This window comes from Ensifer sp. PDNC004 (assembly GCF_016919405.1).
GTDB lineage: Bacteria > Pseudomonadota > Alphaproteobacteria > Rhizobiales > Rhizobiaceae > Ensifer.
In genome coordinates this window covers 1,739,028-1,752,852 of record NZ_CP070353.1, presented here as the reverse complement: position 1 = coordinate 1,752,852, position 13,825 = coordinate 1,739,028, and the positions used below count along the sequence as shown (strand labels likewise).

The 13,825-nt window shown below is 62.6% G+C and carries 12 protein-coding genes; 7 read left to right on the top strand and 5 right to left on the bottom strand.

Translation table 11 applies throughout. The features are described 5' to 3' along the window. Positions 1–433 precede the first annotated feature (433 nt). Positions 434–2,095: an electron transfer flavoprotein-ubiquinone oxidoreductase gene (locus JVX98_RS16775; protein ID WP_205239238.1), complete on the top strand. Its 1,662-nt coding sequence runs from the start codon at positions 434–436 to the stop codon at positions 2,093–2,095. Positions 2,096–2,247: 152 nt separating this feature from the next. Here the strand turns inward: JVX98_RS16775 and JVX98_RS16770 are convergent, their stop codons facing one another. Further along, on the bottom strand, positions 2,248–3,153 hold the full coding sequence (locus JVX98_RS16770) for an alpha/beta fold hydrolase (protein ID WP_246765032.1): 906 nt from the start codon (positions 3,151–3,153) through the stop codon (positions 2,248–2,250). Positions 3,154–3,244: 91 nt separating this feature from the next. On the opposite strand from JVX98_RS16770, the gene JVX98_RS16765 reads away from it, so the two are divergent. The 3 genes from JVX98_RS16765 (at position 3,245) to JVX98_RS16755 (ending at position 6,048) form a co-directional block, all read left to right on the top strand. Continuing rightward, the gene (locus tag JVX98_RS16765; protein WP_205239237.1) at positions 3,245–3,817 is read left to right on the top strand and encodes an ABATE domain-containing protein; all 573 of its coding nucleotides are present in this window, start codon (positions 3,245–3,247) and stop codon (positions 3,815–3,817) included. A gap of 231 nt (positions 3,818–4,048) precedes the next feature. Further along, positions 4,049–5,047 carry an ABC transporter substrate-binding protein gene (locus JVX98_RS16760; RefSeq protein WP_192447437.1) on the top strand — a complete coding sequence of 333 codons (999 nt, stop codon included), beginning with the start codon at positions 4,049–4,051 and terminating at the stop codon, positions 5,045–5,047. A 113-nt stretch (positions 5,048–5,160) separates the two neighbouring features. Continuing rightward, a complete protein-coding gene (locus JVX98_RS16755) occupies positions 5,161–6,048 on the top strand; it encodes a proline/glycine betaine ABC transporter permease (protein ID WP_043611179.1) in 888 nt (295 codons plus the stop codon). An 82-nt stretch (positions 6,049–6,130) separates the two neighbouring features. On the opposite strand, the gene JVX98_RS16750 is transcribed toward JVX98_RS16755, so the two are convergent. Next, positions 6,131–7,039, bottom strand: coding sequence for a DMT family transporter (locus JVX98_RS16750; protein ID WP_205239236.1), 909 nt, complete (start codon positions 7,037–7,039; stop codon positions 6,131–6,133). 152 nt (positions 7,040–7,191) lie between these two features. Between JVX98_RS16750 and JVX98_RS16745 the strand changes: the two genes are divergently transcribed. Continuing rightward, positions 7,192–7,665 carry an Lrp/AsnC family transcriptional regulator gene (locus tag JVX98_RS16745; protein WP_205239235.1) on the top strand — a complete coding sequence of 158 codons (474 nt, stop codon included), beginning with the start codon at positions 7,192–7,194 and terminating at the stop codon, positions 7,663–7,665. A gap of 168 nt (positions 7,666–7,833) precedes the next feature. Then, positions 7,834–8,757 (top strand): diacylglycerol kinase family protein, encoded by a 924-nt coding sequence (locus JVX98_RS16740; RefSeq protein ID WP_043611182.1) that lies wholly within the window; start codon positions 7,834–7,836, stop codon positions 8,755–8,757. On the opposite strand, the gene JVX98_RS16735 is transcribed toward JVX98_RS16740, so the two are convergent. Then, the gene (locus JVX98_RS16735; protein WP_205239234.1) at positions 8,694–10,223 is read right to left on the bottom strand and encodes a glycosyltransferase family 39 protein; all 1,530 of its coding nucleotides are present in this window, start codon (positions 10,221–10,223) and stop codon (positions 8,694–8,696) included. The genes JVX98_RS16740 and JVX98_RS16735 overlap by 64 nt on opposite strands. Further along, on the bottom strand, positions 10,216–11,193 hold the full coding sequence (locus JVX98_RS16730) for a glycosyltransferase family 2 protein (protein ID WP_205239233.1): 978 nt from the start codon (positions 11,191–11,193) through the stop codon (positions 10,216–10,218). Before JVX98_RS16730 ends, JVX98_RS16735 begins: the two co-directional genes overlap by 8 nt. A 132-nt stretch (positions 11,194–11,325) precedes the next feature. Between JVX98_RS16730 and JVX98_RS16725 the strand changes: the two genes are divergently transcribed. After that, a complete protein-coding gene (locus JVX98_RS16725) occupies positions 11,326–12,279 on the top strand; it encodes a lysylphosphatidylglycerol synthase domain-containing protein (protein WP_192447433.1) in 954 nt (317 codons plus the stop codon). Between the two features lie 43 nt (positions 12,280–12,322). Here JVX98_RS16725 and JVX98_RS16720 read toward each other — a convergent pair whose 3' ends face one another. After that, complete coding sequence (locus JVX98_RS16720) at positions 12,323–13,825, bottom strand: AMP nucleosidase (RefSeq protein WP_205239232.1); 1,503 nt, start codon at positions 13,823–13,825, stop codon at positions 12,323–12,325.

Genomic DNA, 13,825 nt, shown 5'->3' with positions numbered 1-13,825 from the left:
CGCTTCGCCGCCCGGAGCCAGCCGGCAGGCGCGCGACGCAACATGAATTCCGTGGGCCGCTCTCAGGGATCGTTGGGCGGCCGGCTGCAAAGCCGAAAGACACGCCGTCCGGACGCCGAGAGGCGCCTTGCCGCGTGCCGATTGCGAATGGGGTGTGCCAGCGCGTACCGCTGGAAGGGTGCGGCGGCCTCGTCGCACGGCTCTTCGGCAAAAGCAAGGCCGCATGAGTCGTAGCTTCGCTGCGCGACAAATTGATATATTTACGTTTACGTACACGTCATGTAGATATTTGCCCTATACTCATGACCTCATGCGCAAAAGCGGGCATCGTCTGTCGCATCCCGGCTCGACAAGCCAAACTGCATTTGCCATGACGGAATGATATGCCCTGGGAACTGAGCCGGCAGAAGACCGGTGAGACTGGAGAGACGGTATGACCGAACAAGACCTGCCCGAACGCGAGAGCATGGAGTTCGACGTTGTGATCGTGGGTGCGGGACCGGCGGGTCTTGCAGCGGCGATCCGGCTGAAGCAGGTCAATCCGGAGCTTTCGGTCGTCGTGCTGGAAAAGGGTGCCGAGGTCGGCGCGCATATTCTGTCAGGTGCGGTCGTCGATCCGATCGGCATCGATAGGCTGCTGCCCGACTGGCGTAAGGACGCCGACCACCCGTTCAAGACCGAAGTGAAGGACGACCACTTCCTGTTCTTGGGCCCGGCCGGCTCGATCCGCCTGCCGAACTTTTTGATGCCGCCGCTGATGAACAATCACGGCAACTACATCGTCTCGCTCGGAAACGTCTGTCGCTGGCTGGCGACAAAGGCGGAAGAACTCGGCGTCGAGATCTATCCGGGCTTTGCCGCAACCGAAGTGCTCTACAACGACGAGGGTGCCGTGATCGGTGTCGCCACCGGCGACATGGGCATCGAGCGCAACGGCGAGCCGGGACCGAACTTCGCCCGCGGCATGGCGCTGCTCGGCAAGTACACGCTGATCGGCGAGGGCGTGCGCGGCTCTCTCGCCAAGCAGCTGATCGCCAAGTTCGATCTCTCCAGGGACAGCGACGTCCAGAAGTTCGGCATCGGCCTCAAAGAACTCTGGCAGGTGAAGCCGGAAAACCATCGTCCGGGCCTGGTGCAGCACTCCTTCGGCTGGCCGCTCGGCATGAAGACCGGTGGCGGCTCGTTCCTCTACCACCTCGAAGACAACATGGTCGCCGTCGGCTTCGTCGTGCACCTCAATTACAAGAACCCCTATCTCTTCCCGTTCGAGGAGTTCCAGCGCTTCAAGACGCATCCGGCGATCCGCGGCACGTTCGAGGGCGGCAAGCGTCTCTCCTATGGCGCGCGTGCGATCACCGAGGGCGGCTATCAGTCGGTGCCGAAGCTGTCCTTCCCCGGCGGCGCGCTGATCGGCTGTTCGGCCGGTCTCGTCAACGTGCCGCGCATCAAGGGCAGCCACAATGCGGTGCTTTCAGGGATTCTCGCAGCGGAAAAGCTGGCGGCCGCAATCGAAGCGGGTCGGGCCAATGACGAGCCGATCGAGATCGAACGCGGCTGGCGCGACAGCGCCATCGGCCAGGACCTGAAGCGGGTGAGGAACGTCAAGCCGCTGTGGTCGAAGTTCGGCACGGCGATCGGCGTTGGGCTCGGTGGTCTCGACATGTGGACCAACCAGCTGTTCGGCTTCTCCTTCTTCGGCACGCTGAAGCATGGGCGAACCGATGCGCAGTCGCTCGAGCCGGCAGCCCAGCACCAGAAGATCGATTATCCGAAGCCCGATGGTGTGCTCACCTTCGATCGGCTCTCCTCGGTGTTCTTGTCGAACACCAACCACGAGGAGGACCAGCCGGTCCATCTCAAGGTCAAGGACATGGATCTGCAGAAGCGTTCCGAGCACGACATCTATGCTGGCCCGTCGACGCGCTACTGTCCGGCCGGTGTCTACGAGTGGGTAGAGAAGGATGGAAAAGACGTCTTCGTCATCAACGCGCAGAACTGCGTGCACTGCAAGACCTGCGACATCAAGGACCCGAACCAGAACATCAACTGGGTGCCGCCCCAAGGCGGCGAAGGCCCGGTCTATCCGAACATGTGAGTTCGGGAGGCGGGCCGCACGGACCGCCGCAAGGAATGTCGGCGAAGGCCCGGTCTATCCGAACATGTGAGTTCGGGAGGGACTTAAGACCTGCGGGCCATTGAGGTTTACAAAGGCGCCGGCGGCCCATTGGCCACGGTGCCTTTGTCGTTTCACGCCTTTACCCAGATACGATCGACGAAATCGGCAATCAGCGGCGCGATCTCCGGCAGGTTTTCTTCCAGGGCGAAGTGGCCGGTGTCGAACAGGTGGAGTTCGGCCTCGGGAAGGTCGGTGAGGAAGGCGCGGGCGCCCTTTTCAGTGAAGAAGGGATCGTTGCGTCCCCAGGTGATCAGGGTCGGTGGTTGTTCGCGGCGCAGCCACTCCTGCCATTCGCGGTAGCGGGCAAGGTTGCTCTTGTAGTCGAAGGCCAGGTCGATTTGCGGCTGGCGGCGGTCCGGGCGATCGAGGAAGTGCTGATCCATGGTCCAGCCATCCGGTGCGATCAGGTCCGGGTCCTTCGTCCCGCCGATATATTGCGCGCGGGTCATTTCCAAGGTCAAAAGCTGCCGCACCTGCTCTTCAGCGCCTTCGTCTTCGGGCCTGAGCGCAATGAAGTCGCGGGCAATGTCCGAAAGCCCTTCCAGATAGGCATTGCCGTTCTGGACGATCAGCCCGGCGATGCGCTCCGGGCGCCGGCTTGCAAGCCGAAACCCGACGGGTGCGCCGAAATCGAAGGCGTAGAGCACGAAGCGCTTCAGCGCAAGCGCATCGACGAACGCCTCCATGACATCCGCCAGCTTGTCGAAACTATAGGCAAAACTGCCGCCTTCATTCGTGGAGGTCGGCGCGTCGCTATGCCCGAAGCCCGGATAATCAGGCGCGATTAGTCGGTAGTCGCTGCCAAGCGCGTCCATCAAGCGACGGTATTGGTGGGAAGACGAGGGGAAACCGTGCAGCAGCAGGACCGTCGGGGCGTCGGCCAGCGCTCCGGCCGGTATGCTCTCGCGGTAGAAGACGCGGACGCCTCCGGCCTCGATGAACCGGTGGCGGATCGATGGAATGCTATGCCTGCTCATTTAACACTCCTATTTCTGATATTTATGCATTAGAATTGCACCGGAAAATCTAATGTGTCAATATCGAAATCATGCATTATGTGAGGGCCGCATGGATCTGGTTCCTTTTGTCGGAGAGCCCCTTGCTCTCGATCTCGTCAACACCCGCCCCTGGAGTGCGAGCGGCCGTACCGATCTCCTCGCGGCCGATGGCGGGCTGACGCATTGGCTGGCGTTGGAGAGGGGTCGTCTGCCTGATCTCGCGCTTGCCGGCATCGGTGCGACCGGCACCGACGATCTCGCGCCAGTCCTTGCCGTCCGTTCGCATGTGGCGTCGGCGATCGCGCATGTGATGGACGGGCAACCTGTTCCGGCAGCGGACATCGACGGCCTTAACGCGGCGATGCGGGCAGCACCGGTCGTCCGCCGTCTCGATTGGACCGATCCGCCGCGGCTCGTCAGTGAAAGAACGGCGGAGCCCATGGTACAACTGGCCGGCTTCTTCGCCGAGGACGCCGCGGCGCTTCTCGCCGGCGCGGACGCCAGGCTGATCCGCAAATGCGAGGCCGAGGATTGCGTCATGCTGTTCGTCGGCAGCAATGCGAGGCGGCGCTGGTGCTCGGCGGCGCGTTGCGGAAACCGGGTGCGCGTGTCGCGCTATTACCAGCGCAGCAAAACGTCCTGACGCGCACTTCGACGATGCGCAAATATTAGGAAAGGCACCCGTTGACGCAAATGGGAAAGTCCTTGCCGGAAAAGCCCGTTAGCTTTCATGGTGTCATCGGCTTGACGCCGACGGATCTGCAGGCCGTTCGGTCCCTGTTGTCTTGAGTTGGACCGAGCCCTGTGACGCTGTCGATCCCCGCGGTGAGATCGGCAGTGCGACGGGATGCACCGCCAAAACAAGGGAACGGAAATGAAGAAGCTTCTTGCAACGACTTGCCTGGCCGCAGGCCTCCTCGGCCTCGCCGGCGCAGCTTCGGCCGCCGAATGCGGCGACGTGACGATCGCCAACATGAACTGGCAGAGCGCCGAGGTGCTGGCGAGTGTCGACAAGATCATCCTGACGGAAGGCTACGGCTGCAATGCCGAACTGGTGGTCGGTGACACCGTGCCGACGATCACCTCGATGATCGAAAAGGGACAGCCGGATGTCGCACCGGAAGGCTGGGTCGACCTGCTTCCCGACGTCGTCAATCGCGGCCTTGAGGAAGGCAAGCTCGTCGGCGCGGCGATCGCGCTCTCCGATGGCGCCGTGCAGGGCTGGTGGGTGCCGAAATACATCGTCGACGCCAATCCCGACATCAAGACGATCGATGATGCCCTGAAGCACAAGGAGCTGTTCCCGGATCCGGAAGACGCAAGCAAGGGCGCCGTCTTCAACGGCCCGCAGGGCTGGGGCGGCACGGTCGTGACGACGCAGCTCTACAAGGCCTATGGCGGCGAAGCGGCTGGCTTCACGCTGGTCGATACCGGTTCGGCCGCAGGCCTCGATGGCTCGATCGCCAAGGCTTATGAGCGCAAGCAGGGATGGGTTGGCTACTACTGGGCGCCGACGGCTCTTCTCGGCAAGTACGAGATGGTGAAGCTCGAGCATGGCGTGGCCGCCGATCCGGCCGAATGGAAGCGCTGCAACACGGTCGCCGACTGCCCGGATCCGAAGAAGAACGACTGGCCGAAGGACAAGGTCCAGACGCTGGTGACCAAGGGCTTCGCCGATCGTGCTGGCCCGGCGATGGACTATCTCAACAAGCGCGCCTGGACCAACGATACGGTCAACAAGCTGATGGCCTGGATGACGGACAACCAGGCGAGCGGCGAGGAGGGCGCCAAGCACTTCCTGCAGGAAAACCCCGATATCTGGACCCCGTGGGTTTCGCCCGAGGTTGCCGAAAAGGTGAAGGCCGCGCTCTGATCGCGACGGTCATAAGCCAGCGGGCGGCGCAGTCATATGCGCCGCCTCTTCGTTCGAGGTCCGGCAAAGGCAAAACAACAATCGCGGCCGGCGAAATCTGAAGGGGAAATGGAATGGACTGGTTGACCCAGTTTCCACACATGGATGACGAGAGCCTGAGAGCCTTGAAAAAGGCGATCGACGAGGGATTTCGCGGCTTCACGCGCGCCTATGGCGACGCGATCGAAGGCTTCTTCGAGCCCTTGCAGTTCTTTCTCATCCAGTCGGAGCGCTTCATGACGAAGACGCCCTGGCCGATCATTCTGATCTTGATCGCTTTCATCGCCTGGGTGGCAAGCCGCAACTGGAAGATCGTCGCCGGCTGCATCGGCACGCTGCTTTTGATCGGCTACTTCGACATGTGGGACGACACGATGAAGACGGTCTCGATGATCTTCGTCTGCACCGTGCTGTCGATCGCCATCGGCATTCCGATCGGCATCGTCATGTCCCGTTCGGACCGGTTCCAGAACATCGTCAACCCGATCCTCGACGTCATGCAGACGATGCCGAGTTTCGTCTATCTGATCCCCGTCGTGATGCTGCTCGGCATCGGCAAGGTGCCGGGGCTGATAGCCGTCGTCATTTACGCGATCCCGCCGATGATTCGCCTGACGAATCTTGGCATTCGCCTCGTCGACAAGGACGTGCTGGAGGCGGCAGATGCCTTCGGTTCGTCGGGGTGGCAGAAGCTCAAGAACGTGCAGATGCCGCTCGCCTTGCCGACGATCATGGCCGGCATCAACCAGACGATCATGATGGCGCTGGCCATGGTGGTCATCGCCTCGATGATCGGCGTTCAAGGCCTCGGCCAGCCGGTGCTGAAGGCGATTGCCAACCAGTACTTCACCCTCGGCATCTTCAACGGGATGGCGATCGTCGGCATTGCCATCATCTTTGACCGCGTCAGCCAGGCCTATGGCCATCGGCTGCAGAAGCATCGCGAAATCATCCACGGCTGAGCCTTGGCGATCGGAAGAAAAAGGAAGGCCCCGGACGCGAAGAGCGCCGGGGCCTTTGTCATTTCGGGAAACTTCCAGGCTCTCAGCTGCGGGCGGAGAGAATGCCGGTCGAAAGTGCGACGCCGGTTGCGGTGACGACGGCGGCGAGGATCTCGAAGGGGCCGATCTGTTCGCCGAGCAGGATGGCGCCGCCGATCATCGCCAGGACCGGTGTCAGCGCCGTGAAGGCGGCAGCCTGCGTGCCGCCGAGGCTCTTCACGGCAAAGCCGTAGGCTACCATGGCGACGAGGCCGGACAGGATGCCCTGGCTGGTGACTTGCAGGGCGATCTCGTGGAGCGGAACGCTGGCGAGGGTGGTTCCGAACCAGGCGGCGAGTCCCAGATGGATCAGGAACGACCAGATGGCGATCAGGGCGCTTCCCCGCAGCGGGCTGAGGCCGGAGCGGCGGAAGGCATGGGTATAGATCGCCCAGAGGGTGGCAGCCGTCGGCAGCAGCGCGTATCCGCTCCAGCCGGTCGATGCCGCGCTGCCGAGGTTGCGCGTCAGGAGGATGGCGACGCCGGCAAGGATCGCGGCAAAGCCGAGCACGCGCATCCGGTCCGGCCGCTCGCCGAAGACCGTGATGCCGATGAGGGCGGTCGCAAGCGGCATCGAACCGCCGAGCAGAACGCCGACCGAGGAAGCTGGAACGGAATGGATCGCAAAGGCGGAGACCTGGAAGAACAGGGCGCCCGAGCCGGCGACCATGAGAACCAGCAACAGGACCGGCAGGTTGCGCGGCAGCAGCCCGGTCTTCAGCCAGACCGGGGCAAGCAGCAGCGCCGGCACGCCGTAGCGGATCAGGCCGAGATCGATCGTGCCAAACGCGGTGCCGGCGGAATGGCGGGTCGCCAGTATCCAGCCCGCCCAGATGAGGACGGTTATGAACGCACCGGCATAGCCGGTGGCGACAGGCGTCGTATTGCCGCGATCGAGAGCGAGCGCAACCATTTGAATTTCCTTCCCGAATTGGATACCTGAGAGGCTTTGGGGTCTGGAAGGAAGATTACGCCCTGACGGCGGGGCATGTCCTTGCGATTTGTGCCCGAAATAGACTACTGTCAGCAACAATGTGCCAGTAACAACATCTGAAGTTTGTAAAAATGCCAATCCTCGATAAATTCGATCTCGCCATCCTTAGAATCCTTCAGGAGGACGCGCGCGCAACGAACGTCGAGATTGCCGAGAAGGTCAATCTTTCGCCGTCGCCCTGCCTGCGGCGCATCCGCAACCTGGAAAAATCCGGCATTCTGCGCGGCTACAGGGCGGACATCGATCGCAAGGAAGCCGGTCTCGGGCTGACGGTCTTCGTCGAAATCAAGGTCGGGCGCCATAGTCGCGAGAGCGCACAGCAGCAACAGGAGGCGCTGCTCGCCATCCCCGAGGTGGTGTCCTGCTTTCTGATCTCCGGCAATGCCGATTTCCTCGCCGAGGTCGTCGTCGAGGATCTGCCCGCCTACGAGAAGCTCTTGACCGAGACGCTGCTGGCCTTGCCCGGCGTCACCGACATCCGGTCCAATTTCGCGATCCGCTCGATCAAGACAGGCGGGCCGCTGAAGCTGCCGGAGCCGCGCTGATCGCTGCGCTGCCGTGACACTTCGCTTCTGTTGTAACGGTCGTGACGGAGCGCGTGAAGGGTCCTGCGCTCCCGTTAAGTTTCGGTAAGGTTCTGGAATTGGCCGCAATCGCGCTTATCTGATCGCGGTGAGCCGCATTGCCGCGGCAATGGAGCCGACGAGCCGTTCATGAAAATCAAGGCAATCTTCAATCGCGACGGCGGAACATTCCGCACGACGGACATGGCCGCCTATGGCCAGAAGGTCGAGGAAGTCTTCCAGGCCGCGGGCCACCAGATCGAGATTGCGGCGGTTTCCGGAAGCGAAATGCAAGAGGCGTTGGAGCGGACCTGCCGCCGAGACGACCTCGATGCCATTCTTGCCGGTGGAGGCGACGGCACGATCTCGGCCGCCGCCGGCGTCGCCTGGAAGAACCGCATGCCGCTCGGCGTCGTTCCCGCCGGAACGATGAACCTCTTTGCCCGCACGCTGAAACTGCCGCTCGATATCTGGAAAGTGCCCGAAGTGCTGGCAAATGGCGTGATCATCGACGGTGACATCGGCAGCGCCGATGGCCGCGCCTTCGTGCACCAGTTCTCCATGGGGCTGCATGCGCGCATGGTGCGCTACCGCGAATCCTACAGCTTTCGCTCAAGGGCGGGAAAGATCGCGGCCAGCACCCGCGCCGCGGTCGGGGTGATTCTCAATCCCCCGGATTTCGAGATCGAGTTCGACGTCGACGGTCACAAGGAGAGCCGCCACGTGTCTGCGGTCTCGGTCTCCAACAATCCGTTCGGTCGCGATACCCTGATGTATGCGGACGACGTGACTGCCGGTCATCTCGGCTTTTACACGGCGCCGCCCCTGAGCCCGCCGGGTGTCGCCAAGCTCGCGCTTGATGTGATGCGTGGAAAATTTCGCGACAGCCCGCTGATCACGGCCATGAACGGCCACGCGCTCGATCTGCATTTCCCGAAGGTCGAGCGCAAGATCAACTGCGTCATCGACGGTGAGCTTCTGCCCATGGGCCGAGACGTCGCGCTTCGCATTCACCCCGGCGAACTCAAGCTGCTCGTCGGCGCGGATCGCGACGGATCGTCGATCCAGAAGTAGCCGAAACTGTAGCGATCCTCGAGCGTGCCGTGGAGATAGGGCAGGGCGAGTTGCTGCGGCTGCAAGTGCGTTTCCGGCACGCCGAAGGATTTGAGGACATCGACGAGTGGCGCCGGTGGCGCTGCATCGGCCTTGCTGTCGTTGGTCCAGACGACAAGAAGCGGCCCGGCCAGCTGACCGATCGCCGGGCTGCTGTTGTTGCCGGGCACGTAGACCTTGGCGCCGTGCAGGCGCGTTCGCAGATTGCCGGCCACCTGCTTGTTGGTGGCCAGAACCATCGCCGGTTCGCGTCCCTGCTGCTGAACGATGTTGTCGACGAGGGTGCTGTAGGGAATGCTCAGTCTCGAAACCTTGCCGAACCAGGGCCGGACGACGGCGCGGGTCGACACCACGACCAGTGTCGTCACGATGACGAAGCCGATAAGGAGGGCGACGGGCCGGACGCTACGTGTGGTGTCAACGCCGGACGCTTCGACCTTGAGGGCCAGATAGAGCGGCAGCAGGGCGAGGAAGAGGACCAGCCACTTTTCCCGCATATGGGTGGCGCCGGCAACCAGCATGATGACGAGAACGGCGCCGAGACAGAGCACCAGCATGCGCCCGACGACCCGGGCCCAGAGGCTGTCGGCGCGCCAGATCGCAGGCAGGTCCTTGCGAAACACGAGGGCGAAGACGACGAGAATGATGCCTGAGCCGCGAAGCGCCGAGGCAACGAGCGCGACGATCGCCTTGAACGCCTTCGACACGAAACCGGCTTCCTGCCCCGTTCCCATTTCCTTGAAGGTGTTGCTCGACGCGGCGCCGATATTTTGCAGGACCCAATAGCCATGCGGCAGGGCAATCAGCGCGCAGACCGCGATTGCGACAAGGATGCGCCAGTCGAACAGCCGGGCGCGAAGTTTCGGCTCGGGCAGGATCGCGACGATCGCGACGACTGGAACGATCACGAAATTGTACTTTGAAATGACGCCGATCCCGACGGCGACGCCTGTCAGTGCATAGGCAAACAGGGTCGGTCGGTTCATCGTCCGCAGGAATGCGTAGAGGAACAGCGAAACGGCAAATAGCGCGGCGACCGTGTGGGAGAGGTCACGCTGGGCAAGCAGGAAGATCGGCGGGAGCGCGAGGACGCCCATTGTCGCAATGGCTGCCAGGCGCCGGTCGCCGAGGACCTCACGGGATGCGAGGCTGAAGAAGAGACAACAGAGGAACAGCAGACCATTCTTGAGCACGGTCATCGTGGCCACCGACGGGCCAAATAGCGAGGTCAGCCCGTATTGCAGCCAGTTGTAGAAAGGCGGTTGCGAACCGTAGCCGAGCATCAGGAACTGCGAGACATAGGCCTGCTCGGATTCGTCGATCTCGAGCGACGTCGAGGCGAAAAGCCTCAGTGCGATGCACAGCAGGAAGTAGCCCGCAATCAGCGCAAGGACCAGGTTTGGCCGGCGGTTGACGGCCTCAAGCATCTGTCTGGTCCCGCACGAAGACCTGCCGGACGATATAGCTCGTCGTGCCGTCGTCGCTGAAATAGGTGCGCGCCATCATCTCCGCGAGAATGCCTGTGGTGATGAGCTGTACGGACGAGAGGAACAACATCACCCCGACGATCAGCATCGGCCGGGTTCCGATATCGTTGCCGAGCACGAACTTGTCGAAGCCGAGATAGAGCAGAATCAGGCCGCTGAGTGCACCCGCCGCAAGCCCGATCGAACCGAAGAAGTGTCCCGGGCGCGCCTTGTAGCGCATGAAGAACAGCACCGACAGGAGATCGAGAATCACCCGGAAGGTTCTGGAGATCCCGTATTTGGACTGGCCATGCTGCCGCGCGTGGTGGGTAACGGGCATTTCGCCGATGCGGCTGCTCGGCACGACGCCTGCGACCCAGGCGGGGATGAAGCGATGCATTTCGCCCATCAGCTTCACCTGCTTGATGATCGACGCGCGATAGACCTTCAGGCTGCAGCCATAGTCGTGAAGCCGGACGCCGGTGATCTTGCCGATCAGCCGATTGGCGCACCAGGACGGGATTTTCCGAAGGAACAGACCATCCTGTCGGTTCTTTCGCCAACCGACGAGCAGGTCGAGCTGACGCTCCTCGATCGCGGCGACCATCTCGGGAATATCGGCCGGATCGTTCTGCAGGTCGCCGTCGAGCGTGGCGATCAGGCGGCCGGCGGCAGCGTCGATGCCGGCCTGCATGGCTGCCGTCTGTCCGAAGTTCTTCTGCAGCTCAACGATCTTGAGGTCGATGCCGGGATCGGAAAGCGCCTTTCTTGCATTCACGAGCGTTCGATCGGTGCTGCCGTCGTCGACGAGGATCAGTTCCCAAGGGGACGGAAAATTCGTCAGTGCATCGCGGACCCGCGTAATCAGCGGCTGAATGCTGTCTTCTTCGTTGAATACGGGAATGACGACGGATAGCTCTATGGAATGCATGGGAACCGCTCATACATACGGCGCTCGCGCTGCCGCAAGAATTGGACTGTGCTTACATAAACATTTTCTTGCACAGATATCGGTGATAACCAACGTTCAATCTTGCCCTTCAACACGGGAAATCGAGGCCTGATGACATCGGATTGCGAGCCTGACCGGCGATCCTGGCTCGTCCGCAACCGGATGACATTGCTGTCGGCGGGCGCCATTGCGGCCTACGCGGCCTTCGTCGAATGGTTCTGGGGCTGGCCGGCGCTCTTGCGCCAGTGGTCCGAAATCGGCCTTGGTGCCGCGTCTGCGGCCCTCTTGCTGCTCATCGCGACCTACTTCATCCGCTGCTATCGCATCTACGATTACTTCCCGAACGAAACCTCGGGGCGTTTCCTGCCACTCTTTCGCGTCACCCAGGTTCACAATCTCCTGAACATCATGCTGCCTTTCCGGGCCGGTGAGACCAGCTTTCCGCTGCTGATGCGTTCGGAGTTTTCCGTCCCGCTCGCCAGGGGCACGGCCGCCCTTCTGGTCATGCGCCTGCTCGACCTGCATGCGCTCCTCGTCGTGGCCGTCATCGGCTTGGTCTTCGGCAGAGGATCGGTCGCGCTCTGGCTCGTCTGGTTTGCAGCGCTCGTCTCGCCGTTTCTCTTTTTTCTCTTGAAGGACCATGCGATCGCGCTGGCACGCCGGCTCCTGCCGGCAAAGCTCGAGCCGGTCGTCGAGGAATTGGAGGCGGGCCTGCCGGGCACCGTGGCTGCATTCCTGCGCGCCTGGGGCATGACCATCCTCAACTGGGCGGTCAAGGTGATCGTGCTCGCCTGGGTGCTGGCGTTCATGGGGGTTGCGCCGCTTGCGGCCAGTTTTGGCGGCGCGCTCGGAGGCGAGCTTTCGTCAGTGCTGCCGATGCACGCGCCGGCCGGCGTCGGCACCTATCCGGCGGCGATTGCGGCCGGCGCCGTTTCCTTCGGCGCCCCCGCCGGTCGGGCGGGCCTTGAACTGCTGGCGACCGCCGGCGTCAACGCGCATCTTCTGATCATCGTGTCCGCGGTCGCGGGCACGCTGTTGTCGATGGTTCTGGGAAAACGTCGCTAGAGCGCCATGCCGTGGGGGCAATGTCCTGGCGACGTTCCGGCCCCTACTGGAACGAGGTTTCGTAGAAGCTTCTGAGCTTGCGGGAATGCAGCTTTTCCGGTGGCATCGCCGCGAGCTTCTGCAGCGCCAGGATGCCGATCTTCAAATGCTGGCTGACCTGCGTCTTGTAGAAGGCCGTCGCCATGCCAGGCAGCTTCAATTCGCCGTGCAGCGGCTTGTCGGAGACGCACAGCAGCGTTCCATAGGGCACGCGGAAGCGGAAGCCGTTGGCGGCGATCGTTGCCGATTCCATGTCGAGCGCAATGGCGCGCGCCTGCGACAGCCGCTTGACCGGGCCGCGCTGGTCGCGAAGCTCCCAGTTGCGGTTGTCGATGGTGGCGACGGTTCCCGTGCGCATGATCTGCTTGAGATCGTAGTCGCGATAACCGGTCACTTCCGCCACGGCGTCCTGCAGCGCCACTTGCACTTCGGCAAGCGCCGGCAGCGGGATCCAGACCGGCAGGTCGTCGTCGAGCACGTGATCCTCACGCATATAGGCATGGGCAAGCACGTAGTCGCCGAGACGCTGGCTGTTGCGCAAGCCGGCGCAGTGACCGAGCATCAGCCAGACGTGCGGGCGCAGCACGGCGATATGGTCGGTGATCGTCTTGGCGTTGGACGGACCGACGCCGATATTGACCAACGTGATGCCGCCGTGGCCCTTCTTCTTCAGGTGATAGGCCGGCATCTGCGGCAGCCGGGGGAGGGTGAAGTCCGTCTCCGGCTTGCTGGCACCGGCAGGTGTCACGATGTTGCCGGGCTCGACGAAGGCGGTATAGCCGTTGCCGCCTTCCGCCATCTGCTGCCGGGCCCAGGCGCAGAACTCGTCGACGTAGAACTGGTAGTTGGTGAAAAGCACGAAGTTCTGGAAGTGATTGGCGCTCGTTGCCGTGTAGTGGCTGAGCCGCGCCAGCGAATAGTCGATACGCTGCGCGGTGAACGGCGCGAGCGGGGACGGTTCGCCCGGACCCGGCTCGTAGGAGCCGTTGGCGATTTCGTCGTCCGTGGTCGTCAGGTCGGGTGCATCGAACAGGTCGCGCAAGGGGATGTCGATGGCGTTGGCGGCGGATGCCTCGACATAGGCGCTTTCGCCGAAGGCGAAATGCAGCGGGATCGGAGTGGCCGATTCCGAGACAGTGACGCCGAGGCCGTGATTGCGGGTCAGCAGCCCGAGTTGCTCTTTCAGATAGTGCCGGAAGAGTTTTGGCCGGGTGATCGTCGTCGTGTAGACGCCGGGGGCGCTTACATAACCATAGGAAAGACGGGAATCGACATGGCCGAAGCTGCTTGTCTCGATGCTGACCTGCGGGTAGCAGGCGCGATAACGGGTCAGCGGCTTGCCGCCCTTGCCCAGCTCCTCGAACGCGTCGCAGAGGAACCGGGTATTGCGTTCGTAGAGCGCCTCGAGGCAATCGACGGCGGCCGCAGGATCATCGAAATACTGCGGCTCGAAAGGCTCGGGCGTTGCTGTGGAAAGGACGGAGTGTGCAGAGATTCGCTTGTTCAT

Bases quoted from the DNA above. Each gene is read 5' to 3' on its own strand.
- JVX98_RS16775 (WP_205239238.1), top strand. From the start codon at position 434: ATGACCGAACAAGACCTGCCCGAACGCGAGAGCATGGAGTTCGACGTT.
- JVX98_RS16770 (WP_246765032.1), bottom strand. From the start codon at position 3,153: ATGAGCAGGCATAGCATTCCATCGATCCGCCACCGGTTCATCGAGGCC.
- JVX98_RS16765 (WP_205239237.1), top strand. From the start codon at position 3,245: ATGGATCTGGTTCCTTTTGTCGGAGAGCCCCTTGCTCTCGATCTCGTC.
- JVX98_RS16760 (WP_192447437.1), top strand. From the start codon at position 4,049: ATGAAGAAGCTTCTTGCAACGACTTGCCTGGCCGCAGGCCTCCTCGGC.
- JVX98_RS16755 (WP_043611179.1), top strand. From the start codon at position 5,161: ATGGACTGGTTGACCCAGTTTCCACACATGGATGACGAGAGCCTGAGA.
- JVX98_RS16750 (WP_205239236.1), bottom strand. From the start codon at position 7,039: ATGGTTGCGCTCGCTCTCGATCGCGGCAATACGACGCCTGTCGCCACC.
- JVX98_RS16745 (WP_205239235.1), top strand. From the start codon at position 7,192: ATGCCAATCCTCGATAAATTCGATCTCGCCATCCTTAGAATCCTTCAG.
- JVX98_RS16740 (WP_043611182.1), top strand. From the start codon at position 7,834: ATGAAAATCAAGGCAATCTTCAATCGCGACGGCGGAACATTCCGCACG.
- JVX98_RS16735 (WP_205239234.1), bottom strand. From the start codon at position 10,223: ATGCTTGAGGCCGTCAACCGCCGGCCAAACCTGGTCCTTGCGCTGATT.
- JVX98_RS16730 (WP_205239233.1), bottom strand. From the start codon at position 11,193: ATGCATTCCATAGAGCTATCCGTCGTCATTCCCGTATTCAACGAAGAA.
- JVX98_RS16725 (WP_192447433.1), top strand. From the start codon at position 11,326: ATGACATCGGATTGCGAGCCTGACCGGCGATCCTGGCTCGTCCGCAAC.
- JVX98_RS16720 (WP_205239232.1), bottom strand. From the start codon at position 13,825: ATGAACAAGCGAATCTCTGCACACTCCGTCCTTTCCACAGCAACGCCC.